At 64.0% G+C, this 22,119-nt stretch carries 22 protein-coding genes; 10 read left to right on the forward strand and 12 right to left on the reverse strand.

Annotation, left to right across the window (positions count from 1 at the left end):
- Window positions 1-34: 34 nt before the first annotated feature.
- The 3 genes from ABMA32_RS04990 (at window position 35) to ABMA32_RS05000 (ending at window position 2,742) form a co-directional block, all read left to right on the forward strand.
- On the forward strand, window positions 35-1,390 hold the full coding sequence (locus ABMA32_RS04990; protein WP_349012617.1) for a UDP-glucose dehydrogenase family protein: 1,356 nt from the start codon (window positions 35-37) through the stop codon (window positions 1,388-1,390).
- A 103-nt stretch (window positions 1,391-1,493) separates the two neighbouring features.
- A complete protein-coding gene (gene galU, locus ABMA32_RS04995; protein WP_349012618.1) occupies window positions 1,494-2,396 on the forward strand; it encodes a UTP--glucose-1-phosphate uridylyltransferase GalU in 903 nt (300 codons plus the stop codon).
- A 4-nt stretch (window positions 2,397-2,400) separates the two neighbouring features.
- A complete protein-coding gene (locus tag ABMA32_RS05000) occupies window positions 2,401-2,742 on the forward strand; it encodes a hypothetical protein (protein WP_349012619.1) in 342 nt (113 codons plus the stop codon).
- A gap of 16 nt (window positions 2,743-2,758) precedes the next feature.
- Here ABMA32_RS05000 and ABMA32_RS05005 read toward each other — a convergent pair whose 3' ends face one another.
- Window positions 2,759-4,081 (reverse strand): NAD(P)H-dependent oxidoreductase, encoded by a 1,323-nt coding sequence (locus ABMA32_RS05005; RefSeq protein ID WP_349012620.1) that lies wholly within the window; start codon window positions 4,079-4,081, stop codon window positions 2,759-2,761.
- A 226-nt stretch (window positions 4,082-4,307) separates the two neighbouring features.
- On the opposite strand from ABMA32_RS05005, the gene ABMA32_RS05010 reads away from it, so the two are divergent.
- Window positions 4,308-4,937, forward strand: a complete 630-nt coding sequence (locus ABMA32_RS05010; RefSeq protein ID WP_349012621.1) for a pyridoxamine 5'-phosphate oxidase family protein — start codon at window positions 4,308-4,310, stop codon at window positions 4,935-4,937.
- Between the two features lie 26 nt (window positions 4,938-4,963).
- Here the strand turns inward: ABMA32_RS05010 and ABMA32_RS05015 are convergent, their stop codons facing one another.
- The 3 genes from ABMA32_RS05015 to ABMA32_RS05025 all read right to left on the reverse strand — a co-directional run bounded on the left by ABMA32_RS05015 (window position 4,964) and on the right by ABMA32_RS05025 (window position 6,769).
- Entirely contained in the window at window positions 4,964-5,797 is an 834-nt protein-coding gene (locus tag ABMA32_RS05015) for a universal stress protein (RefSeq protein ID WP_349012622.1), read from the reverse strand.
- A 33-nt stretch (window positions 5,798-5,830) separates the two neighbouring features.
- Window positions 5,831-6,283: a universal stress protein gene (locus ABMA32_RS05020; protein ID WP_349012623.1), complete on the reverse strand. Its 453-nt coding sequence runs from the start codon at window positions 6,281-6,283 to the stop codon at window positions 5,831-5,833.
- A gap of 102 nt (window positions 6,284-6,385) precedes the next feature.
- On the reverse strand, window positions 6,386-6,769 hold the full coding sequence (locus tag ABMA32_RS05025) for a hypothetical protein (RefSeq protein WP_349012624.1): 384 nt from the start codon (window positions 6,767-6,769) through the stop codon (window positions 6,386-6,388).
- A gap of 147 nt (window positions 6,770-6,916) precedes the next feature.
- Between ABMA32_RS05025 and ABMA32_RS05030 the strand changes: the two genes are divergently transcribed.
- Window positions 6,917-8,023: a caspase family protein gene (locus ABMA32_RS05030; RefSeq protein ID WP_349012625.1), complete on the forward strand. Its 1,107-nt coding sequence runs from the start codon at window positions 6,917-6,919 to the stop codon at window positions 8,021-8,023.
- A 34-nt stretch (window positions 8,024-8,057) separates the two neighbouring features.
- Here the strand turns inward: ABMA32_RS05030 and ABMA32_RS05035 are convergent, their stop codons facing one another.
- Both ABMA32_RS05035 and ABMA32_RS05040 read right to left on the reverse strand, forming a co-directional pair.
- The gene (locus ABMA32_RS05035) at window positions 8,058-9,044 is read right to left on the reverse strand and encodes an aldo/keto reductase (RefSeq protein WP_349012626.1); all 987 of its coding nucleotides are present in this window, start codon (window positions 9,042-9,044) and stop codon (window positions 8,058-8,060) included.
- 194 nt (window positions 9,045-9,238) lie between these two features.
- Window positions 9,239-9,997, reverse strand: coding sequence for a FadR/GntR family transcriptional regulator (locus ABMA32_RS05040; RefSeq protein WP_349012627.1), 759 nt, complete (start codon window positions 9,995-9,997; stop codon window positions 9,239-9,241).
- Between the two features lie 56 nt (window positions 9,998-10,053).
- On the opposite strand from ABMA32_RS05040, the gene ABMA32_RS05045 reads away from it, so the two are divergent.
- Window positions 10,054-11,007, forward strand: coding sequence for an NAD(P)-dependent oxidoreductase (locus ABMA32_RS05045; RefSeq protein WP_349013328.1), 954 nt, complete (start codon window positions 10,054-10,056; stop codon window positions 11,005-11,007).
- Window positions 11,008-11,029: 22 nt separating this feature from the next.
- Here the strand turns inward: ABMA32_RS05045 and ABMA32_RS05050 are convergent, their stop codons facing one another.
- Window positions 11,030-11,797: a FadR/GntR family transcriptional regulator gene (locus tag ABMA32_RS05050; RefSeq protein WP_349012628.1), complete on the reverse strand. Its 768-nt coding sequence runs from the start codon at window positions 11,795-11,797 to the stop codon at window positions 11,030-11,032.
- 13 nt (window positions 11,798-11,810) lie between these two features.
- Window positions 11,811-13,241: an FAD-binding oxidoreductase gene (locus ABMA32_RS05055; protein WP_349012629.1), complete on the reverse strand. Its 1,431-nt coding sequence runs from the start codon at window positions 13,239-13,241 to the stop codon at window positions 11,811-11,813.
- Window positions 13,242-13,408: 167 nt separating this feature from the next.
- Between ABMA32_RS05055 and gloA the strand changes: the two genes are divergently transcribed.
- On the forward strand, window positions 13,409-13,825 hold the full coding sequence (gloA, locus tag ABMA32_RS05060; RefSeq protein ID WP_349012630.1) for a lactoylglutathione lyase: 417 nt from the start codon (window positions 13,409-13,411) through the stop codon (window positions 13,823-13,825).
- Between the two features lie 74 nt (window positions 13,826-13,899).
- Here gloA and ABMA32_RS05065 read toward each other — a convergent pair whose 3' ends face one another.
- The 4 genes from ABMA32_RS05065 to ABMA32_RS05080 all read right to left on the reverse strand — a co-directional run bounded on the left by ABMA32_RS05065 (window position 13,900) and on the right by ABMA32_RS05080 (window position 18,607).
- Window positions 13,900-14,868 carry an ABC transporter permease gene (locus ABMA32_RS05065; RefSeq protein ID WP_349012631.1) on the reverse strand — a complete coding sequence of 323 codons (969 nt, stop codon included), beginning with the start codon at window positions 14,866-14,868 and terminating at the stop codon, window positions 13,900-13,902.
- Window positions 14,868-16,370, reverse strand: coding sequence for a sugar ABC transporter ATP-binding protein (locus ABMA32_RS05070; protein WP_349013329.1), 1,503 nt, complete (start codon window positions 16,368-16,370; stop codon window positions 14,868-14,870). Before ABMA32_RS05070 ends, ABMA32_RS05065 begins: the two co-directional genes overlap by 1 nt.
- Window positions 16,371-16,375: 5 nt before the next feature.
- Window positions 16,376-17,395 (reverse strand): ABC transporter permease, encoded by a 1,020-nt coding sequence (locus ABMA32_RS05075; RefSeq protein WP_349012632.1) that lies wholly within the window; start codon window positions 17,393-17,395, stop codon window positions 16,376-16,378.
- Window positions 17,396-17,524: 129 nt separating this feature from the next.
- Window positions 17,525-18,607: a sugar ABC transporter substrate-binding protein gene (locus tag ABMA32_RS05080; RefSeq protein WP_349012633.1), complete on the reverse strand. Its 1,083-nt coding sequence runs from the start codon at window positions 18,605-18,607 to the stop codon at window positions 17,525-17,527.
- Window positions 18,608-18,865: 258 nt separating this feature from the next.
- Here ABMA32_RS05080 and ABMA32_RS05085 point away from each other — a divergent pair, with 258 nt between their 5' ends.
- The 3 genes from ABMA32_RS05085 to ABMA32_RS05095 all read left to right on the forward strand — a co-directional run bounded on the left by ABMA32_RS05085 (window position 18,866) and on the right by ABMA32_RS05095 (window position 22,099).
- Window positions 18,866-20,443, forward strand: a complete 1,578-nt coding sequence (locus tag ABMA32_RS05085) for a GMC family oxidoreductase (RefSeq protein ID WP_349012634.1) — start codon at window positions 18,866-18,868, stop codon at window positions 20,441-20,443.
- A 96-nt stretch (window positions 20,444-20,539) separates the two neighbouring features.
- Entirely contained in the window at window positions 20,540-21,397 is an 858-nt protein-coding gene (locus tag ABMA32_RS05090; protein WP_349012635.1) for a sugar phosphate isomerase/epimerase family protein, read from the forward strand.
- Between the two features lie 132 nt (window positions 21,398-21,529).
- Complete coding sequence (locus tag ABMA32_RS05095) at window positions 21,530-22,099, forward strand: NADPH-dependent FMN reductase (protein WP_349012636.1); 570 nt, start codon at window positions 21,530-21,532, stop codon at window positions 22,097-22,099.
- Window positions 22,100-22,119: the final 20 nt, after the last annotated feature.

A 22,119-nucleotide genomic window follows, 5' to 3' on the forward strand; every position in this document is an offset into this window, starting at 1 on the left:
TTCGGCCCGCCCCGACTGTTGAAAGGAAGTCTTGATGCGGATCACGATGATAGGCAGCGGCTACGTCGGCCTCGTCTCGGGCGCGTGCCTGGCCGATTTCGGCCATGACATCGTCTGCGTCGACAAGGACGAAAGCAAGGTTGAGGCGTTGAGGAGCGGCCGCATCCCGATCTTCGAGCCGGGCCTCGACGCTCTCGTCGCTGCCAACGTCAAGGCGGGCCGCCTATCGTTCACAACCGACCTCGAGAAAGGCGTCGAGGGCGCTGAGGTCATCTTCATCGCGGTCGGCACGCCCGCGCGGCGTGGCGACGGTCATGCCGACCTTTCCTATGTCTACGAGGCTGCGCGCACGATCGCGCCGCTGATCCGGGATTTTACCGTCGTCGTTACCAAGTCGACCGTGCCGGTCGGCACAGGGGACGAGATCGAGAAGATCATTCGGAAGACAAACCCGTCCGCCGACGTCGCTGTCGTCTCCAACCCTGAGTTCCTGCGCGAGGGCGCGGCGATCGACGATTTCCGTCGTCCAGATCGCATCGTTGTCGGCCTCTCCGACGATCGCGCGCAGTCCGTGATGACCGAGGTCTACCGCCCGCTCTATCTGAACCAGGCGCCGATGCTCTTCACCGGTCGGCGCACGGCCGAATTGATCAAGTATGCGGGCAACGCCTTCCTCGCCATGAAGATCACCTTCATCAACGAGATCGCTGACCTCTGCGAGAAGACCGGCGCCAATGTGCAGCAGGTCGCGCAGGGCATCGGGCTCGACAATCGCATCGGTTCGAAGTTTTTGCATGCGGGTCCGGGTTATGGCGGCTCCTGCTTTCCCAAGGACACCGTGGCGCTTGCCAAGACCGCGCAGGATTTCGGCAGCCCGATGCGGCTGGTCGAGACGACGGTCGCCGTCAACACCGCGCGCAAGCGCTCCATCGCGCGCAAGGTCGTCTCGGCCTGCGGCGGCAGCGTCGACGACAAGAAGATCGCAATACTCGGTCTGACCTTCAAGCCGAACACGGACGACATGCGCGAATCGCCGTCACTGACGATTATTCAGGCGCTTCAGGACGCCGGCGCGGAAATCTCCGCCTACGATCCCGAGGGTATGGAACATGCAAAGTCTATGCTGGAGAACGTCACCTTCGCCAGCGACCCCTACGATGCGGCCAGGGACGCCGACGCGCTGGTGATCGTGACGGAATGGAACGCCTTCCGCGCCATGGACTTCAAGCGCCTCAAGCAGGTGATGAAGACGCCGCTGCTGGTCGATTTGCGCAACATCTACCGCAAGGACGAGGTCAAGGGGCACGGCTTCGGCTATGTCGGCGTCGGCCGTCCTACCGAGGATTATTTGAGCCCGGTACGTCTCGGCGTGAAGGCAAGCGCGTCGTAAGGAACTACGCGATCGCGCAATGCGATCGCCTTGACCCTTGTTGCGTCGCAGCATAGCCTTCGCAGGCTGGCGGGCGGCACTCGAAAATGGCAGGTTGAGCCTCATGAAAAAAGTCCGCAAGGCGGTATTTCCTGTAGCAGGATTGGGGACGCGGTTTCTGCCAGCGACGAAGGCGATACCGAAGGAGATGCTGACGGTCGTGGACCGTCCGGTGATCCAGTATGTGGTCGACGAGGCGCGCGAGGCGGGCATCGAGCACTTCATCTTCGTGACCGGCCGCAACAAGGCCGTCATCGAGGATCACTTCGACATCCAGTTCGAGCTGAATCACACGCTTGCCCAACGCGGCAAGGACGACCAGCTGGCCAAGCTGCAGCGCCTGCAGCCGCTGCCCGGCCAGACGAGTTTTACCCGCCAGCAGGAGCCGCTGGGCTTGGGCCATGCGGTCTGGTGCGCGCGCGAACTGGTCGGCGACGAGCCGTTCGCTCTTCTGCTGCCCGACATGATCATGCAGTCTGAAAAGAGCTGCATGAAGGAAATGGTGGAGCTTTACGACAACACCGGCGGCAACATCATCGCGGTGCAGGAATGCGATCCGGCCGAGGCGCATAAATACGGCATCGTGGGCCGGGGCGAGGAGACACACAACGGCTTCCGCATCACGTCGATGGTGGAGAAGCCGAAGCAGGGCACGGCGCCGTCGAACCTCTTCATCAACGGCCGCTACATCCTGCAGCCGGAGATCTTCGCGATCCTGGAAAGCCAAGAGCGCGGTGCGGGCAACGAGATCCAGTTGACGGACGGGATGCTGCGTCTTGAGCAGGACCAGCGCTTCTTCGGCTATCACTACCGGGGCCGGACCTTCGACTGCGGCTCGCCGGAGGGCTTTGTCGAGGCCAACGTCGCCTTCGCGCTCGCCCGCCACGACCTCTCCGCAAAAATGGCAGGCGCGATCGAGGAACTGCTGGTGGACATGAAGCCAGCTCCGTTGCAGAAGACCGGCTGACAGAATGTCTCTTTTCAGTTTCCGGACCCGAAGCGCAGAACGGGACGACGCAACCGATCAGCGTCGTTTCGACCGCCTGACGCGGCTTCTGGACGAACTGACGGACGAAATCTCGGTCGAGAAGTCCGGTCTGGAACGCCGCTATGCCTCGGTGTCGGCCGACGCAGCGTTTCTTGACGAGGCAATCGAGAACGAGGAGGCGTCAAGCCGCTCAAAGGGCAGGGAAGCGGAACTGACCTCGTCCATCCTCGCCTGCGAGCGCAGGCTCGGCGTCCTTTCGCGCCAGAACTCGGTGATCGAGGAACTGCGCCGGACCTTGGCGGAACTGATCAAGAAGATCGGCTGACGCGGAGCGCCTCAGGTCAATCGCCGTAAATCTGCCTGTCCTGCCGGGCGCGCAGTTCCACCAGCTTCGATCCTGCCGGCGGCGCGGCATTGTCGTAGGTCAGAAGCTCGCCCTTCCTGATCGGGGCCTTCACGGAGCCGCCCTGCAGCAGGCCGCAAGGTACAGCCCGCGCGGCGCGCGCCTCCGGGGCGGTCATTGTCCACGAGCGGTAGCAATACTGGCCTATCGCATCGAGCGTGTCGCCGGGGTTGAGATCCTTCTTCGCGACCGCGCAGACTTCTGCGACCGGTTTCGGCAGCGGCACCATGTCAGGCCTGCCGTAGAGCACGACGCGCGCGCAGGTGAGCGGCACCTCCAGTGAGGTGAGGTGGTAAGGCCTGTGGAAGGTGATGTAGGGCCCATGGCCGATCTTGAGGTCTTCCATGCGCTCCATCACGCGCGGATGGCGCATTTCGGCGACAACGAAGACGCCGGGCGACACGCCCTTGCCGATCGAATAATCAACGACGCCCTTGCGCGACAGTACGCCGCCGTCCTCCTTCGGGATCAGCACCTTCGGAAGATCGGCAAGCGAGGCGGATGGACCGTGCATGCCCGGCTTGTCCGGGATGAGGCCGGTGGCGTTGGCGATCGCCGCCATCTCCACCATTGTCTTGGAGCCGTCGACGAACTCGACCAGCATGCGGACGTTCATGTTGCGCCGCGCCGCTTCCTCTTCATAGGCCGGCGGCGTCGCGTCGATGTTGAGCGGATTGTTCTTGCCCTTACCTGCGGCGACGATCGGGTAGCCCATCGCGGAGACGAACTCGATGAGCTCCATGCAGGACGACGGCTCGTCGCCCGCGCCAAGCGAATAGACCACGCCCATCCGGTCGGCCTCGCTCTTCAGGAAGGCGCCGATGGTGACGTCGGCCTCGACATTCATCATAACCAGATGCTTGCCGTTCTCGATGGTGCGCAGCCCGATATCCGCGCCGACGGCCGGCACGCCCGTGGCGTCGACCACGACGTCGATCAGCTCGTTGCCGATGACGAGCCCGGCATCGCCGGTGATCGCGATCTTGCCTGCCTCGATCGCTTGCGTGACGGCTGAGGCTGTTCCCGCTTCGGCGGAATGGCCATTTTCTCCATAGGCCATTTCCACCGCATCGGCCGCGTTCCTAAGCTTGCTGCGAACGGCGATGGCGCCGACCTCGATGCCTTCCATATGCGCGACCTGGGTGACGACATCCGTCCCCATTTCGCCAGCGCCAATCAGGCCGACGCGGATCGGCTTTCCGGACTTTCCGCGTTCCCTAAGGTCGCGCGCGAGGCCGGTCGGTGAAATATTGATGCTCATATACGCATTTCCTGGCTGTCCGGCTGGAATATCCAGTTCACGTCGCCGCGAAGACGGGAGTCGATACCGCCTATTGCCGGGATAGTCGAGGGATTCGTCTCATCACGCAGGGGCTGGTACGATCCGTCACGCCTGATCGTATCCGGGAACAGATCGTTCAACCTGTCGCCCCTTTGGATCGATGGCTGCGACGCCTAGATTCGATCTTTAATTCCGGGGTGTAGTCATGAGCTACGGATTTCTGGATATTGCGATAACCCCCAGTGTGCGGGACGCCCAAGCAGAGATGGGCGTCGACCATCTCTGGCGCGACTTTGCAGGCGACAGGGCGTCCAACCGCTTCTCGCAAAGCGAGGCGGCGTTTATCGCAGCGCGCGACAGCTTCTACATGGCGTCCGTTTCGGAAACGGGCTGGCCCTATATGCAGCACAGAGGCGGTGCGCCCGGCTTTCTCAAGCTGGTGGACGACCGCACGCTGGCCTTTGCGGACTATCGCGGCAACAGGCAGTACATCAGCGTCGGCAACTTCGCGGCGAACGACCGTACCTGCCTGTTCCTGATGGATTATCCGAACCGCACCCGGCTGAAGATCTATGCGCATGTCGAGCGGCTGGCGCTCGATGCCGAGCCCGAACTGACGGCGCTCGTCAGCGACGCGGGCTACAAGGGGCGCGCCGAGAGAATATTCCGGCTGCGGTTGGAATCATTCGACTGGAACTGTGCGCAACACATCACGCCGCGCTTTACCCAGCGTGAAGTGACTGAGGCGGTGCGCCCGTTGCACGAGCGCCTCGCCAGCCTTGAGGCGGAGAATGCCGAACTACGCGCCCGCCTTTCATCCACGACAGGCGGATGAGAGGCGCTCGCGATCGGAGTACCCGGTCAATGCGAAAGCAGAATCGGTAGCTTCAAATCCGAAAGCACGCCCTCGGTCGCTCCGCCGAGTACGAAGTCGCGCAGGCGCGAATGCCCGTATCCGCCCATCACCAGCAGGTCGGCGTGTTCGGCGGCGTATCGCTGCAAAGTCGCGGCGATCGGCCCGCTTTCGGCGCGGATCGTGTCGAACTTGGCCTTGAGGCCGGCATCGCGCAAGCTTTCGGCAAGCTTTTCGCCGGAGTCCTTGTCCTTCAGCGGCTTTTCGTCGGTGACAGTGACGATGCTGACCGAGGAGGCGCGCTCCAGGAGAAGGCGTGCATCGGCGACGGCGCGGGCCGCGACCCGGCTGCCGTCCCAGGCGATTGCGATTCGGTCGAGCTTTCCGAGTTTGGCCGCAACCGGCAGCAGCAGAGACGGCTTGCCGGAACCGAAGATGACGCCTTCGGCCACCATACGCGTCCCCGCATTCTCGGGTTCCAGGCCGAGCAGCGCCAGATCGAAATAACGCGCCCGCTCGCCCGCCGCCTCGCCAAGCAGCGCTGGCGCGCTTCGAAGGACAGCGGTCTGCGTCGCAATCGATGCCGCGGCAGCCTTGGCTTTCACATCGACGAGCAGTTCCCCGGCGCGGTGCGCGCTGAGCTTGTGGGCGTCCTTGATCATTTCGCCGACATCGAGCAGCGCGCGCGACAGGGCGTTCGAGACTTGCGGAATTTCCACTTCCAGGGCCAGTGCGTTGAGTTCAGCACCGAGCAGCCTGGAGGCCGCCACCGCATTTGCGATCGACGTTTCTGACGCCGCGTCGGGGTAGGTAACGAGCGGCAGGAATGTCTTGAGTTTCAAAGCTGTGTCCTCCTCCAAAGGAATCCGCGAAGGTCAGGCGCGCACGACGAGCACGGGGACGCTGCTGTGGGCAAGTACCTCCGACGTCTGGCTGCCGAGCAGCAAGCGGCCCAGCCCGCGCCGGCCATGCGACGCCATGACGATCAGGCTGCACGCTTCCGTCTTCGCAACGTCGAGTATAGCCTCTGCCGGGCGCGCGTCAGCGACATGGACCGTCGCTGCCTCGACGCCAAGCACCTGCGCCGCTTCCTTGACCTTGGCGAGCGTCCTGTCGGCGAATTCTTTCTGCCCTTCCTGATAGGAGGCGATATCATCGGGACCGGGAACCCAGCCTGCGCCGGCTGCCGTGGCGCTGAACGGAAAGGGCTCCGTCACGGTCACGATCGTGACCTTGGCTCCAAGGCTCTTGGCCAGCGAAAGACCGTGATCCACGCCCTTCTGAGCGAGTTCCGACCCGTCGGTCGAAATCAGGATGTGCTTGTACATTTGGGTCTTCCTTTCGTGCTGCCGATGGTCTCTTAGCGAATTGTCGTCCGATTGCCACCGCGGTCCATGCCGATCCGCTGGCGACCGCGTTATCGTGACGGATCATGGTTTCTCTACCCTGGCAACCTGATAGGTATGCATCTTACCCCCTTCCTGCAGCGAGATATATTCGCCGATGACAAAACGTTCCTCGCCGAAGCGGAATCCGATCTCGTCATCCCGCTCGCCTTCCTCGTAGTCGACATACCATTGTCCGCCGGGCTTGCGGCGCAATCGACCGATACGGTCCGCGCCAGCGCCGAATTTGCGCACGCGGCAGAGTTCCTGGCGCCTTTTCCATTCGGTGGGGTCCAGCCTGGCGTCCTCCTGCAACGGAACGAGCAGGTCGTAGCCTGCCTCGCTGTCGCCGCCGGGGCGGCCTGCTTCCCGCGCCAGCAGGAGGCGGACATGCCGGAAGCTCGGGCCGAGATCGCCTGCTGTTGTCATGATAGTATCCTCTCTTTATGCCACCCAATTTACGACTGCCGCCGCTAGAAAGCTTTGATCGAAATCAACACTGCCGGATGATGCTTGCCGCCGGCATGTTTTCGCCGGATTGTTGTCGCTTGCTTGGGGTGGGCAGGGTCTGGAAGGATGGTCGCAGAAGGCGTTGCGGCAGTGCTGGCATGTGGGCGGCGGTTCGCGCCGGTCCTTTGTCTCGTGGCGCTGTCCCTGCAGGCTGGTGTCGCCGGCGCACAGGAGCCGCTGCGGGGCGTCGCGCTCGTGGTCGGCCTGTCGGATTACGAGAACCTGCCCGACCTGCCCAATCCCTCGGGCGATGCTCGCGCCGTGGACAATCTCCTGTCGGATCTCGGCTTTGACGTGGATTCCGTCATCGATCGCGACAGCAGGCAACTTTCCCGGGCGATCGAGCGGTTCGAGGAGGACGCAGAAGGGGCCGATGTCGCTCTGATCTATTATGCGGGACATGGCGTCGAGGCGGGCGGCGAGAATTTCCTCGTTCCGACGGACGCAGCAATGCCGGCCAATGGACCGGCCTCCGACTTCATCGCGGTTGGTCCCCTGCTCGCAAAACTGCAGCAGAAGGCCAAGATCGTTATCCTCCTGCTCGACGCCTGCCGCACCAATCCCATTCCTGACGGTACGGTGGTGGCGACGGCTGAAGGCCAAGCGCCCGTCGCAGCCATTGGCCTCGGCCAGCCGCGCGGCGCGGTGTCCCTCAGGGGCGAGGGGCCGGAAACGCTCGGCGCAGTGCTGGGCTACGCCGCCGAGCCGGGCAAGGCGGCGCTCGATGGGCAGCCTGGAGCGCACAGTCCCTACGCGGATGCGCTCCCGAAACATCTTTCGGCCGGCGGCTGTGAGTTCGGCGACGTCTATACGCGCGAAGTCGATCCCAACGCCTATGCGATATCCTCTTACAACGAGGGCAGGGCGCTCCTCTTCCTCGGACGCTATGACAACGACCTGCAAAGGTTCGAGGAGGCCAGGATCGCGCTGGCTGAGACGACGGACGTGATGAGCACGACGCATAATCCGATACTCTGGGCGCGGGCGCGTTCCGTGCTCGGCGAGGTGCTGTTCGAAATCGGAACCCGAGCGAACGACCGTCAAGCGCTTGTCGATGCCCGCACAGCCTTCGACGATGCGCGCACGACATTCACGCGCAACGGCATGGGTGATTCAGGTCAGGGCTTCTGGGCCAAGCAGATTGCTGCGATCGACGCACGGCTGGGCAAATGATTCGCCCAGCCTGTTGCGGCGGACCCGCCGTGCCTCACCACTTTTGGTGGACGTAGGGCTTGATGTCACTCTCGTAGATCGCGGCGATCTTCGCCATAGTGTCGGAGGAGAGCGCCGGCAGGGCGGCGGCCCCCGCGTTCGAGACGGCCTGCGCCGGGTTGCGGGCGCCCGGAATGGCGACTGTCACCGCGTCGAACATGAGGATCCAGCGCAGCGCGAATTTCGCCATGGTCGTATCGCCCGGCACCAACGGACGGATTTTCTCGACCGCTGCAAGCCCGACTTCGTAGGGCACGCCCGAGAATGTCTCGCCGACATCGAACGCCTCGCCGTTGCGATTGAAAAGACGATGGTCCGTCTTCTCGAACTTGGTGTCCGCCTTGAACTTTCCCGACAGCAATCCGCTCGCCAGCGGCACTCGGGCGATAATCGCGACCTTCTTCTTTTTCGCCTGCTCGAAGAACAGCGATGCCGGCCGCAGCCGGAAGGCGTTGAAGATGATCTGCACGGACTGCACGCCCGGATATTCGATCGCCTTCAGCGCTTCCTCCACCCGCTCGACGCTGACCCCGTAATTGCGAATCTTGCCCTGCTCGACCAGTCGGTCCAGACGCTCGAACACTTCCGGATGATAGTAGAGATCGGTCGGCGGGCAGTGCAGCTGAACGAGGTCCAGCGTATCGACTTCGAGATTTTTCAGGCTTCGGTCCGTCCACGCCGACAGATTCTCGGCGCTGTAGCCCTCGACGGTCTGCTTGGGCAGGCGGCGTCCGGCCTTGGTGGCGATATAGGGACGCTCGCCGCCGCGCCCCTTCATAACCTGCGCGATCAGCCTTTCCGAATGGCCGTCGCCATAGACGTCGGCGGTGTCTAGGAAGGTGACGCCGGTGTCGAGCGCGGCATGAAGTGCTGCGCGCGCCTCGTCGTCGTTCACCTCGCCCCAGGCCGAGCCGATGGCCCAGGCGCCGAAACCGATTTCGCTGACTTTGCGGCCGGTGCGGCCGAACTCACGTGACTGCATGATTCATCTCCTGACACGAATGCGCCTTTTCGCCCTTTTTGCCGCGAAAGACCATCCGGCTTGACTCGATGTCTGCCGTCGAATTATCAGAGCAGATAGTTGTATGACAACCCGGTAAGACGGCAAAAATGGATTTTGGGTTGATACTCGCGCTCCGCCTCCGTGGAAAAATGAAGGGGAGCCGTACTTCGCACCTAACTGCCGGAACCGGTTCCCGCTGCGAGATCGCGCAAGTCTTCGAAACGGGTATAGGAACGCGACAGATGCGTCCGCATCGTGCGCTGGGCGGTCGCAGCGTCACCCGCCTCGATGGCCGCAAGTATCCTGCGGTGTTCGTCGCGCATGCGTGCGAAATGTTTCTCGCGCGTCGTCTCGTCCATGCGGTCGAAGGACGCCCATTGGCGGGGCATCATCGCCGCGCCGAACGCGTCGAACAGGCGCGTGAAATAGGGATTGCCGGTGGCCGCCGCCACGGCGCGGTGGAACGCGAAATCCTCCTGCGCGCCGGTTTCGTTCGCGGCCAATGCCGTATCGATGGCCTTAAGCCTTGTATCCATCCGCGCGAGGTCGTCGGCCGTGCGGCGCTTCGCGGCAAGGCCGGCTGCCTCCGTCTCGATCCCGACCCGCAATTCGAGAGCCCGCAACACGTCCTCGATGGAGCCGATATCGTTGGGCACGATGGAAAACGTCTTGGGAGGCGGATCCTTCGCAACGAAGGCGCCCAACCCTTGACGGGTGGTGATCAGGCCTCGGGCACGCAGCGCCGCAAGCGCCTCGCGAACTACCGTTCTGCTCACGCCGGTTGCCGCCACGATCTCCTGCTCGGTCGGCAGTCGTTGGCCGGGCGCGAGGTCGCCGGATTCGATCTGCGCCATCAGCGTGTCGACAAGACCGCTGCGCAGATTGGGCGTCTGCTGGATGGCGTCGAAGAAAGGCGCGTCGCGCTCCGCCATGGGGTTCGTCGGCTCCTCCCGATTCGTTGGGGCAGAATCGCACCGACGCGAACCGCCTGCAACATTTCGCGGCGGCAGGCCGCTTTCGCCAACAGCTATGGGAGGAATGGATGAAGGACAGGATCGGTTTTATTGGCCTGGGCAGCATGGGGTCCGGCATGGCGGCCAACCTGCTCGCCAAGGGCTGGCCCCTGACCGTCTGGGCACACCGCAGCCGCGACGCGCTTGCGCGTCTCGTGGCCGATGGAGCCGTCGAGGCCGAGACGCCGCGCGCTCTCGCCGAACAGTGCGACATCGTCATCCTCTGCGTCACCGGATCGCCGCAGGTGGAATCCTTGGTCCGGGGGCCGGAGGGCCTTGCGTCGGCCAGCAAGCCGCTGACCATTGTCGATTGCTCGACCTCCAATCCCTCGTCCACGGTCCAGCTTGCCACCGAACTCAAGAAACAGGGCATCACCCTGATCGATGCACCGCTTGCCCGCACGCCGAAGGAGGCGGCGGAAGGCAAGCTCGATGTGATGATCGGCGGCGCAGCGGAGGATGTGGAGCGCGTCCGGCCCGTGCTGGAAGCCTTCTCCGCCCGCATCGTGCCCACCGGCCCTGTCGGCAGCGGACACACGATGAAACTCCTGAACAACTTCGTCTCGATGAGCTATTCCGCCGTCTATTCGGAGGCGCTCACGCTGGGCGTGAAGGCCGGGCTGACGCCGAAAGTCTTTCACAGCGTCATAAGTGGCAGCCGCATGGATTGCGGCTTCTACCAGGCGTTTTTCGATTTCGTCATCAACCGCAACGAGAACGCGCAGCGCTTCGCCATCGTCAACGCGCTTAAGGACATGACCTATCTGGCCTCCTTCGCGCAGTCGGCCGGCGTCGCCAATCCGGTTGGCGCTGTTGTGCGCAACGGATTCGCAACCGCCGTCGCGACGGGCCACGGCGAAAAGTTCGTGCCGGCCCTCTCCGACATCATCGCGGGGCTGAACGGCGTCTCGCTGACCGTGAAAGAATAAATCGGGCTTACCGCCGCATCATCTATCGCTTCGCCGCGCCGGCAGCTTTCCTGCCGGCCTTCGCCTTGCCCTCCGGTGCTTCGAGGGTGTCCAGACCGACACGCTTCGCCGCGCCAGTCAGGTGGTCCTGCATCGCGGCGCGCGCGGCTGCGGTATCGCTGGCCCTGATTGCCGCGAGGATGCTTTCATGTTCGCCGATGGTGATGCGCGCCATGTCGTCCGATCCCTGCCGGTTGCCGGCAGCCAGGATGGCTTCGCGGATGCGTTCCGCGATGAAAGTCATGAACTGGCCCATGTAGGCGTTGCGCGTTGCCTTGGAGACGGCGCGGTGGAACTCGAGATCGCTTTTCAGCCAGGCGACGCTGCCATAGGGAGCGTCGCGCATTGCCTTCAGCGCGTCAGTCATGGCCTTCAGGTCGGAGTCGGTCCTGCGCGCGGCCGCCAGCGACGCCGCCTGCACCTCCAGGATGCCGCGCAATTCGAAAAGGCTGCGGAAGGAGTCGGACTGCTGCAGCGATTCGAAATCAATGGTCAGGACCGTCGGGTTGCTGTCGTCGGCGACGAAAGCGCCGCGCCCCTGCTGCGACCAGATGCGGCCCTCGGAGCGCAGCCGCGCGATCGCCTCGCGCACCACGTTTCGGCTGACACCGAAGGTCGTGGCCAGCGCCTGTTCCGTCGGCAATTGGTCGCCAGGCTTCAGCCGTCCTTGCGCGATCTCGCGCGAGATCGAGCTCGCCACGAGCGTGGACAGATGCGGACCGCGATTGACCTTGTCCAGCTTGAGGTTCATTCCCGCCACCCGTCTACTCCGCCTTGCCTGGCAGCAATATACGCCCATCGCTGAGGATGTGTCGCGGGTCGAGCATCTGCTTCAGCTTGCCGGCGATGTCGAGCCCGACCGGGTCGGCGCGCTCGAGGAAGGCGTGCTGCTTGACGCGGCCGATTCCGTGCTCGGCGCTGATCGAACCGCCATGCCGATCCAGGGCGCCGAAGATCAGCGCCTCCGCTTCGTGGAACAGCCGGTCGACGGCGGTGGCTTCCATGCCTTCCGGGGGCACCACGTTCATGTGGATGTTGCCGTCGCCAACATGACCATAGGTCACCGCGAGCGCGTCGGGCAGGCGGATATCGATGTCGGTCAGGGCGTCGCGCACGAAAGCCGCAAGCTTCGAGATAGGCACCGAAACGTCGGTACGCAGGTAACGTCCGCCGCGCCCCTGCATTTCCACCATCACTTCGCGGTACAACCAGAGCCGCTCGCCCTGTGCGCGGCTCGACGCGATGATACCGTCTCCGATCAGGTCGGAGGCGTCGGCGAAGAAGTCCTCCAGAATCTTCCGGAGATCGACGCGTCCGCCCGCGCCGGCTTCGATGAGCACGTAGACGGGATAAGGCTGCGACAGCGGATCGCCCAGATCGGACCGCGCGTTCAACGAAATCTCGATGCCGCGCCGCAGGATGAGCTCGAAGGCGGTCAGCAGGTCGCTGCATTCGCGCCGCGCCCGCGCATAGAGCGCCATCGCATCCTCGATCGAGCGCAACCCTACCAGCGCGGTCTCGATCTGTGTCGGCTTTGGAAAAAGCTTCAGCGCAGCCGCCGTCACGACCCCAAGCGTGCCCTCGCTGCCGACAAACAACTGCTTGAGGTCGTAGCCGCGATTGTCCTTGCGCAGCGTCCTCAGGCCGTCCCAGATACGCCCGTCGGCGAGCACCACCTGCAAGCCGAGCACGAGATCGCGCGTCATGCCGTAGCGCAGCACGTTGAAGCCGCCGGCATTCGTCGCGACATTGCCGCCGATGCGGCAGCTTCCCTGTGCGCCGAAGGTGATCGGCAAGAGGCAGTTCGCCTCGTCAGCCGCCCGCTTGGCGTCCTCCAGGATGCAGCCCGCTTCTACCGTGATCGCGTAGTCGATCGGATTGACAGACAGGATGCGGTTCATGCGTTCCAGCGAGAGAACCAGTTCGCGGCCATCCGTCGCGACAGCTGCGCCGACGAGGCCAGTCAGGCCGCCTTGCGGCACGACCGGGATGCGCTCGCGATGACAGAGCGCCATCAGCGCCGACACCTCCTCGACGCTGGAAGGTCGCGCCACCGCCAGCGGCCGCCCGAAATGGTCGCCCGACCAGTCGCGGCTGTAGCGCGCCAGGTCCTCGTCGCGGGTAAGAAGCGACCCCTCCGGCAGGAGCCCGGCCAGAAGGCCGAGCGGCTCCGTGGACAGAGGGGCGATATTCATGCAATGCACTCCGCAAGACGCAGCGGGCTCAGACCGAATTCGCTGGACAGGCGTCGATCTTGTAGTGTTATCATACAACCCTGATTTGGAACATCAAGCGCCGGTAATTTCGGTGCGACGATGTCGGGATCGGAAACGAAATTCTCAAAGACCGGAGGAAACTGAGGATGGCTGGAGCCGCCGCGAACTTTCGATACATGCACACCATGATCCGGGTGCTCGACCTCGACAAGTCGATCGCCTTCTACACCGAGCTTCTGGGCATGAAGCTCTTGCGCCGTGACGACTATCCGGGGGGCAAATTCACCAACGCCTTCGTCGGCTACGGCCCCGAGGAAACCGACACGGTTCTTGAACTCACGCTCAACTGGGGCAGGGAAGAGCCGTATGAACTCGGCACCGCCTTCGGCCACCTGGCACTCGGCGTGCGCGACATCTACGGCGTCTGCGCCGAGCTTGAGAAGCGCGGCGCGAAGATTCCGCGTCCGCCGGGCCCGATGCTGCACGGCACCACCCACATCGCCTTCATCGAAGACCCGGACGGCTACAAGATCGAGCTGATCGACCTCGACACAATGGGGTGATGTGACCCCGCAAATATGCCTTGACGGAGGGGGCGCCAACAAGCGCCCCTTTCCGTTTCTGGCGGCAGAATAGCTCACTTGATCACCGGGATCTTCGAGCGGTCGATGGTGATCGCGACAGCGATGATCAGCACCGCTCCGAACACGATGTTCTCGGCGAAGATGTTCACGCCGACGAAGGTCATGCCGATCCGCACCAGCGAGATGATAAGCGCGCCGACCGCCGTTCGCGCCACGCCGCCGAGCCCGCCTGTGATTGCCGTGCCCCCGACGATGACGGCCGCGATCGCCGGTAACAGAAGCTGGTTTGCAAGGCTCGGCGAGCCGCTGGAGAGGCGTGATGCCAGGATGACGCCGGCAATCGCCGCCAGCATGCCTGAGATGGCGAAGGCGGTGATCTTGGTGCGGTCGACATTGATGCCGGCCGCCCATGCCGCGGGCTCGCCCGCGCCGACGGCAAGGCTCTGCCTGCCGAAGCGTGTGTAACGCAGCCCAAGGAAGCTCGCGAGCCCGACCGCCGCCGCCAGCAACACGACAACCGGTATGCCCAGAAGCGTGCCGTTGATCCACATCGTGTTGGCGCGGCCGCCTTCCTCGATGGTGATGGCGCGGCCGTCGGATATCCACAGCGCCATGCCGGTCACGATGCCGGCGGTGGCCAGCGTCGCCACGAAGGACGGCACCTTCAGCCGCACATGCACGACGCCGCTGAGCAGGCCGAAGGCGAAGCCTGTCGCGATGGCGATCGGAAACGCCAGCAGTCCGTAGCTCGGCAGCAGTTGCGCCAGCACGACGCTTGCCAGTGAAGCCACCGCCTGGATGGACAGGTCGATGCCGCCGAGCAGGATGACGAAGGTCACGCCCGTGGCCAGGATGAAAAGCACCGCCGTGTTGGCGAACAGCAGGCTCAGCGTCTCGCCAGACAGGAACCCGGGCGCGGCCAGTTCGATAAGGATGACGAGGCCGACCAGAAGGGCAGGCGGGATCGCGCCGTGGATCCAGCCGCGTTCGAGAAAATTCTTGAGCGAGTACGGCCCGTCCATCACACCATCGCTTTCACAAGATCCACCTGGTCGGGCTTCGCGCCCGGTTTTGCTTCGTAGCGGGCGGTGATCTCGCCGTCGCGCATCACCAGCACCCGGTGCGACAGGCCGATTGTTTCCTCCAGCGTGTCGGAGATGAGAAGGATCGCCACGCCCTGTTCGGAGAGATCGCGGATCAGGTCGTAGACCTCCTCCTTAGCGCCGACGTCCAGTCCGCGCGTCGGATGGTCGAGGATGAGGATGCGCGATCCCGCCGTCATCCAGCGCGCCAGCACGACCTTCTGCTGGTTGCCGCCCGAAAGCTTGCGGCAGGCAACGTCCGGCCCTGTCGCCTTGATGCGCAGCCGCTTGATCCAGTCGGAGGCGAGTTCGCGCTCCATCCGATAATTGATTGCGCCGTGGCGCATCACGCTCTTCAGGTCGGCCAGCGTGATGTTCTCCGCGATGGACAGGAACATGACCAGCCCCTCGATGCGGCGCTCGCGCGGCACCGAGCCGATGCTCTTCTTCACCGCCTGCTCCGGCGAGGAAAACCGCACCGGTTCGCCCGCGATCTCCAGCGTGCCCTCGGTCTGTGGCATGTAGCCACCAATGGTGCGCACGAGTTCCTCGCGGCCCGAGCCGACCACGCCGGCGATACCGACGATCTCGCCGGCGTGGATCGTCAGGTCGATGCTGTGATAGGCGCCGGCAAGGCCCAAGCCTTTCGCCTCGACCATCACCTCGCTGCGCGGCTCGCCCTGCCGGGTCTCGCGGTAATACTCGGCCTGCAGTCCGCGCCCGACCATGACCTTGTGCAGTTCGGGCGCGCTGACCTCGGACGCCCTGTGCTCGGCCACAACTTCGCCGTCCTTCATCGTGTAGACGCGGTCGGAGATGGCCAGCACCTCGTCCAGCCGGTGCGAGACGAAAACGAAGCTCGCGCGGGACTTCAACGCCCGCACGCGTTCGAACAGAACCTCGATGTCGGCGGCGGTCAGCACGGAGGTCGGCTCGTCGAGCAGGATGACGAGCGGCCGGTCCACGCTTTCCTCCAGGGTCAGCGCCTTGGCGAGTTCCACCATCTGGCGCGCGGCGAAGGAAAGCTCGGAGGTGCGCGCCGTCACGTCGATGTCGACGCCGATCTTGGCCAGCTGCCGTCGCGCCGCCGCGTTCATCGCCTTCCAGTTGACGATGCCGAAGCGGATGAAGCGGTCTTCCTGCCCGAGATAGATGTTCTCGGCAACCGACATGTTGAGCAGCAGCGACTGCTCCTGGAAGACCATGCCAATGCCATGCCGTGCCGCGTCACGTGCGTTGCGCAGCTTCAGTTCCTCCCCGTCGAGCGTCAGCGACCCGCTGTCGTGGCGCAGCGTACCGGCGAGCACGCGCATCAGCGTCGACTTGCCCGCGCCGTTCTCGCCGATCAGCCCGACCACCTCGTTGGGGCGGACCTCGATGTTGATGTCCTTGAGCGCCTTGACGCCCGGAAAACTTTTGGTGACTGCGCTGGCCTGGAGCATGGCGGTCACTTGATGATCTTGAGGTTGACGCGGTCGAGCGACAGCGCGACGGCAGCGATGATCATCAGCCCCTGCACCGTCTGCTGGATGTAGGGCGAGATGCCGAGCAGGATCATGCCGTTGGCGAGTACGGTCACGATCAGCACACCGACCAGCGTGTTCCACACGCCGCCTTCGCCGCCCGTCAGCGCGGTGCCGCCGACCACAACCGCCGTCACGGCCGCGAACAAGCGTCCATCGCCGATGGTCGCGTTGGATTGGCCGAGCTGCGCGGCTGCCAGCACGCCAGCCACGCCGAAGAAGAAACCGGCGAGCGCGAAGGTCGCGATGCGCACCCGCCTCAGGTTGATGCCGGAGAGTTCTGCGACGTCCTCGCCGCCCCCGACGGCCATGATGTGGCGTCCGAGTCGCGTGTGCGACTGGATGACCAGCGCGAGGATGAAGGCGCCGGTCGCAACCCACACGGCAAGCGGCAGGCCGAGAAAACGGGTCAGCGCCAGCGACCGGATGGAATCGTCCGTCAGCCGGATCGCCGAGCCGCCCAGCATGTAGACGGCAAAGCCCAGCCCGATGAACCACATGCCGAGCGTCGTCATGAAGGAGGGGATGCGCAGGACGGTCTGCACCAGCCCGTTAAGAAAGCCCATCAGCGTGGCGGCGGCGATCGCGGCAACCACCGCGAACCAGCCATAATTGTTGCCGTTGCTGTCGTTCATGGCCAGTAGCACGAGAACCATCGCGGCGACGGACACCGCGCCTTCGATAGAAAGATCGATCGACCCGAGCAGGATGACGAAGGTCAGCCCCAGCGCCAGCGTCAGCGGAACCGCCGCCGAATTCGCGACTCGGATCAGGTTGCGCGGTTCAATGAAATTGGGATTGGCGATGGTGATGATGATGCAGAGCGCGATCAGCACGGCGAGCGGCGCATAGGCCCGCCAGCGTGGACCGCCAAAAAGTGCGGCCACCCGACCCGCGGAAGAGGTTGCTGGTTTCGTCCGCTCCATCTCGGAGACGGATTTCAAGGGTTCGCTCTGGACTGTCAAGAAGCTGCTCTTCGATTGGTATGTATCGAAAGGTGGACGCGCGCCCGGGGGTCAGAGCGCGCGTCCCTGGGAGGATGCAGGGCGTGAGGACGCCCCGCGGCCTTCAACTCAGGTCCGGATCGGCCCGGTGACGCGGCCCCAGAGATCGGTCCAGTCGATCACTGGCTGCGAGTCGATGTTGTTCTTGTAGTACTCCTCGACATTGTCCTGCGCGATCAGCACGGCCGTGCCGTAGAACTCGCGGTTCTCCGGCGGCAGCGTCGCCACGTCGATCTTGCCGGTCTTGGCCGCCAGCGGGATCGCAAGGCCCATGCCGCCCTGCCAGAACGGATCGGAGGTGACGGTTGCGGCAAACTCGCCGGCGCGCACCGCATCGACCGCCGACTTGATGCCGTCGACGCCGACGATCGGAACCTTGCCGGCCAGCCCCTCGGCGCGCAGCGCTTCCAGAGCGCCGACGCCCATGTCGTCATTGGCCGCCCAGATGCCCTTGATCTCGTCGCCGAAGCGGGTGAGCAGGTTCGATGTCAGGTCGAAGGCTTCCGTCGATTTCCAGTTCGCAACCTGGAAGTCGAGCAGCTTGATGTTCGGGTTGGCGGCCAGCGCCTCGTCGAGACCCTTCTTGCGCTCGATGGCGGCCGTGGTCGAGATCATGCCGCCGAGAGCGACGATGCCGCCCGAGCCGCCGATCGCCTTGAACAGGATTTCCGCGATCTGCTTGCCCGAGGCGATGCCGTCGAACTCGATGTGGGAGACGTAGTTCGGCGTGAAGTCCTTCGGATGCAGGTCGGCCGGCTTGTTCCACTGCGTCACCACGAAGGCGCCTGCGCCCACCGTGGCCTCCACGATCGGACGCGCGTCCGGCGTGTCGTTCGGGTCGGAGTTCAGCACCATGTTGCCGCCGGTCTTGGCAAGCATCGCCTTGATGTCGGCGATGCCCTTCTCGCTGTTACCTTCGGAGACCAGCGTGACATGCTCGAGGCCGACCGACTTGGCGAAGGCTTCCGCGCCCTGCTTCCAGACGGCGTGATAGGGGTTCGACAGCGAGCGAATCGACGTCACCAGCGTCGGCGCGGCCTGTGCGCGCAGCACGGCAGGCATGGCGAGCGTGGCGGCGCCTGCCGCTGCACCCATCATCAGCGTGCGGCGGTTGACCTTGCCCAGTCTATAAAACGAATTCCTGTCGTCCATCCTTGGTTCCTCCCGAGTGGATGAGATTGATGTCTGCTATTCGATTGCGAGAGCCGGATTTACCGTGGCGTCGCCTCCTCTGTGCCGCGTCTTCAGTGCAGCCGGTTGCGTACGGTCCTCCGCACTTGTACGACAACCCTTCAAGACTATAACCGTACCCTTTCTCTTGACCTTAGGCAAGATCGAGGGAAAATTCTTTGCGGGTTGCTGACGAGCGCCTATGAGTCCGGTGGCATACCGGAGTCGCCAGGAGGAAGAATGCCGGACTACATCATCGTTGGCGGCGGCGCGGCCGGCTGTGTTCTTGCCGCACGTCTGTCCGAAAAGGCCGATGTCTCCGTGCTATTGCTGGAAGCGGGGCCACAGGACACCGACCGCTACATCCATTGGCCGGTCGGCTTCTTCAAGATGACCGCAGGCCCGCTGATCTGGGGCTACGACACCGTGCCCGGGCGCGAGATCGAAGGCCGCACCATCGTTTATCCACAGGCCCGCGTGCTCGGCGGCGGCTCCTCGATCAACGCACAGGTCTTCACGCGCGGCTGCCCGCAGGATTATGACGACTGGGCCAAGGAGGAAGGCTGCGACGGCTGGTCCTATGCTGACGTGCTGCCCTATTTCCGACGCTCCGAAGGCAACGACACCTTCGCTGGCCCGCATCACGGCATTGACGGGCCGCAAGGCATTTCCAGCGGTTCGCCGCACCCGCTGACGCGCGCCTTCGTTCGTGCCGCCCAGCAGGCCGGCCTGCCGTTCCGCGCCGACTTCAATGCTGGCGAGCAGGAAGGCGTCGGCTTCTACCAGACCTTTACGCGCGGCGGGAAACGTTGCTCCACCGTCGTAGGCTATCTGCGCCCGGCGCTATCGCGCCCGAACCTCACTCTGCGCACCGACGTCACAGTGCTGCGTGTCGTGTTGGAAAAGGGCCGCGCTGTCGGTGTCGAGGTCGCGTCAGGCGCGGGCACGGAAATCATCCGGGCCGATCGTGAGGTGATCGTCACCGCCGGCGCGATCGGTTCGCCGAAGCTGCTCATGCTCTCGGGCATCGGCCCTGCCGACCATCTCGCGCAAGTCGGCGTCAAGCCAGTCCACGACCTCCCAGGTGTCGGCCAGAACCTGCACGACCACATCAATTTCGACGTCATCGCCGAGCTTTCCGGATCGTATGGCATCGACCGCTACAAGAAGAAGCGCTGGCAGGCGATGGCCGGCCTCGAATACGTTCTCTTCGGCAAGGGGCCGGTCGCCTCCAACATCGTGGAGGCCGGCGGATTCTGGTGGGGCGACCGCTCCGAAAAGACCCCCGACATACAATTCCATTTCCTGCCGGGCGCCGGCGTCGAGGAGGGCATCGGCAGCGTTCCCTCGGGCAACGGCTGCACGCTCAACTCGTATCACGTGCGGCCGCGCTCGCGCGGCTCCGTCACGCTGCGCTCATCGAACTTCGCGGACGCGCCGCTGATCGACCCGAACGCTCTGGCCGAGCGCTACGATGTCGAGCGCATCATCGACGGCATCGAGATCAGCCGCGAAATCCTTGCCCAGCCCGCACTGTCTCGCATGATCGCGCGCGAACATCTGCCGGGCAGGGGTGTCGTCGGCCGGCGCGAACTGGAGAAGCTGGCGCGTCAATATGCGCGCTCTGCCTATCATCCCGTCGGCACCTGCCGCATGGGAGTGGGTGAGGATGCGGTTGTGGGTCCCGATCTTCGGCTGCGCGGCATCGAGGGCCTGCGCGTCTGCGACTCGTCGGTCATGCCGCGCGTGGTCTCCTCCAACACCAACGCGGCCACGATCATGGTCGCCGAGAAAGCCTCCGATCTGATCCTGCAATAATTCTGGCCGAGACCATCTGGTCCGACCAGATTTTCCCGGCTAGATTGCCGCGCAAGATCAGGCCGGGAAGAGGGGTCGGATCGGCGGGAGGGTGTCATGAAAATCGGTTTCTGCATGTTGCTGTGGACGACCAACGTTACGGGAAAACACAGGCGTCTGCTCCAGGACATCAAGTCGACCGGCTATGACGGTGTCGAGATTCCGATCTTCGAGGGCACGCCTGACGACTACGCCCGCCTCGGCGATATGTTGGACAGGATAGGTTTGGAGCGCACGGCCGTCAGCGCCATGGGCGACCCGTCGATGAACCTGATCTCCGCGGACAGCGCGACGCGGAAGAAGGGCATCGCCTACATGAAATGGGCGATCGATTGCGCCGCCGCTCTCGGCGCAAAGCGCCTGTCCGGCCCGATGCACTCGACGCTCGGCGCGTTCACGGGAGTCGGGCCGACGCCTGTTGAGAAGAAGCACTCGGTTGCCTCGCAGCGCGCCATCGGCGACCACGCGGGAAAGCGTGACGTCACCATCGGGCTGGAAGCCTTGAACCGCTTCGAGTGCTACCTTCTCAACACCATGGCCGACCTGTCGGAGCACATCGACGCCATCGATCGTCCGCACATCAAGGCGATGTACGACACCTTCCACGCCAATATCGAAGAGCAGGATCCGATCGCGGCGTACACGGATCATGTCCGCAACATCTGCCACATCCACATCTCGGAAAACGATCGTGGCGTGCCCGGTCGCGGCAACATTCCGTGGAAGAAGACCTTTGCGGCGATCAAAAAGAGCGGCTACGACGACTGGCTGACCATCGAGGCTTTCGGGCGCGGCCTGAAGGACCTTGCCGCCGCCACCAAGGTCTGGCGCGATTTTGCCGAAAGCCCCGAGGCGGTCTATCGCGACGGCTTCACGCACATCAAGGACCATTGGAAGAAGGCGTCCAGAGCGTAGGACAAAGCCTCGTTCACCCGGAGGCGACGATCCGTCGCCTTGTTTCGCTCGCCTGTGCGGCGCAGCCCTGTTGCAGTGCGACATGGCCGCGCTAAGTGAGGGTTGTCTCACACCGGCAGCAGGAGCTTTGCCTTGGCCCTTCGTCTCAACGTCATCATCTGCAGCACAAGGCCCGGCCGTCTGGGCCCGAAGATCGCTGACTGGTTCCACGGCCAGGCCGTCAAACATGCCGGCTTCAACGCGGTCCTTGTCGACCTCGCCGATTTCGAACTGCCGGTCTATGACGAGCCGAAGCACCCGCGCCTGCATCAGTACGAACATGCCCATACGAAGCGCTGGTCGCAGAGCGTCGCCTCTGCGGATGCTTTCGCTTTCGTCACGCCGGAGTACAATTACTTCGCGCCGCCTGCCTTTGTGAACGCGCTGACGTATCTGGCGCGGGAGTGGGCCTACAAGCCGGCCGGCCTCGTGAGCTACGGCGGGGTATCGGGCGGCCTGCGCGCGCAGCAATCCGAGAAGCTTCTGCTGACCACGCTGAAGATCATGCCGATTCCCGAAAGCGTCGCGATTCCCGCCTTCGCACAGCACCTCAAGGATGACGGCACTTTTCGACCGGGTGAGCAGGCCGAAACGGGCGCAAAAACGATGCTCGATGAACTGCTGCGCTGGGCCGTTGCGCTGAAGCCAATGCGCTCCGCGTGAGCGCGGGGTGACGGGCTCTG

The sequence above is a fragment of the Mesorhizobium quangtriensis genome, from assembly GCF_040081925.1.
Lineage (GTDB): Bacteria > Pseudomonadota > Alphaproteobacteria > Rhizobiales > Rhizobiaceae > Mesorhizobium_K > Mesorhizobium_K quangtriensis.

Coding starts and splice junctions, on each gene's coding strand:
- ABMA32_RS04990 (WP_349012617.1), top strand. CDS start 35: ATGCGGATCACGATGATAGGCAGCGGCTACGTCGGCCTCGTCTCGGGC.
- galU (WP_349012618.1), top strand. CDS start 1,494: ATGAAAAAAGTCCGCAAGGCGGTATTTCCTGTAGCAGGATTGGGGACG.
- ABMA32_RS05000 (WP_349012619.1), top strand. CDS start 2,401: ATGTCTCTTTTCAGTTTCCGGACCCGAAGCGCAGAACGGGACGACGCA.
- ABMA32_RS05005 (WP_349012620.1), bottom strand. CDS start 4,081: ATGAGCATCAATATTTCACCGACCGGCCTCGCGCGCGACCTTAGGGAA.
- ABMA32_RS05010 (WP_349012621.1), top strand. CDS start 4,308: ATGAGCTACGGATTTCTGGATATTGCGATAACCCCCAGTGTGCGGGAC.
- ABMA32_RS05020 (WP_349012623.1), bottom strand. CDS start 6,283: ATGTACAAGCACATCCTGATTTCGACCGACGGGTCGGAACTCGCTCAG.
- ABMA32_RS05025 (WP_349012624.1), bottom strand. CDS start 6,769: ATGACAACAGCAGGCGATCTCGGCCCGAGCTTCCGGCATGTCCGCCTC.
- ABMA32_RS05030 (WP_349012625.1), top strand. CDS start 6,917: ATGGTCGCAGAAGGCGTTGCGGCAGTGCTGGCATGTGGGCGGCGGTTC.
- ABMA32_RS05035 (WP_349012626.1), bottom strand. CDS start 9,044: ATGCAGTCACGTGAGTTCGGCCGCACCGGCCGCAAAGTCAGCGAAATC.
- ABMA32_RS05040 (WP_349012627.1), bottom strand. CDS start 9,997: ATGGCGGAGCGCGACGCGCCTTTCTTCGACGCCATCCAGCAGACGCCC.
- ABMA32_RS05050 (WP_349012628.1), bottom strand. CDS start 11,797: ATGAACCTCAAGCTGGACAAGGTCAATCGCGGTCCGCATCTGTCCACG.
- ABMA32_RS05055 (WP_349012629.1), bottom strand. CDS start 13,241: ATGAATATCGCCCCTCTGTCCACGGAGCCGCTCGGCCTTCTGGCCGGG.
- gloA (WP_349012630.1), top strand. CDS start 13,409: ATGGCTGGAGCCGCCGCGAACTTTCGATACATGCACACCATGATCCGG.
- ABMA32_RS05065 (WP_349012631.1), bottom strand. CDS start 14,868: ATGGACGGGCCGTACTCGCTCAAGAATTTTCTCGAACGCGGCTGGATC.
- ABMA32_RS05070 (WP_349013329.1), bottom strand. CDS start 16,370: ATGCTCCAGGCCAGCGCAGTCACCAAAAGTTTTCCGGGCGTCAAGGCG.
- ABMA32_RS05080 (WP_349012633.1), bottom strand. CDS start 18,607: ATGGACGACAGGAATTCGTTTTATAGACTGGGCAAGGTCAACCGCCGC.
- ABMA32_RS05085 (WP_349012634.1), top strand. CDS start 18,866: ATGCCGGACTACATCATCGTTGGCGGCGGCGCGGCCGGCTGTGTTCTT.
- ABMA32_RS05090 (WP_349012635.1), top strand. CDS start 20,540: ATGAAAATCGGTTTCTGCATGTTGCTGTGGACGACCAACGTTACGGGA.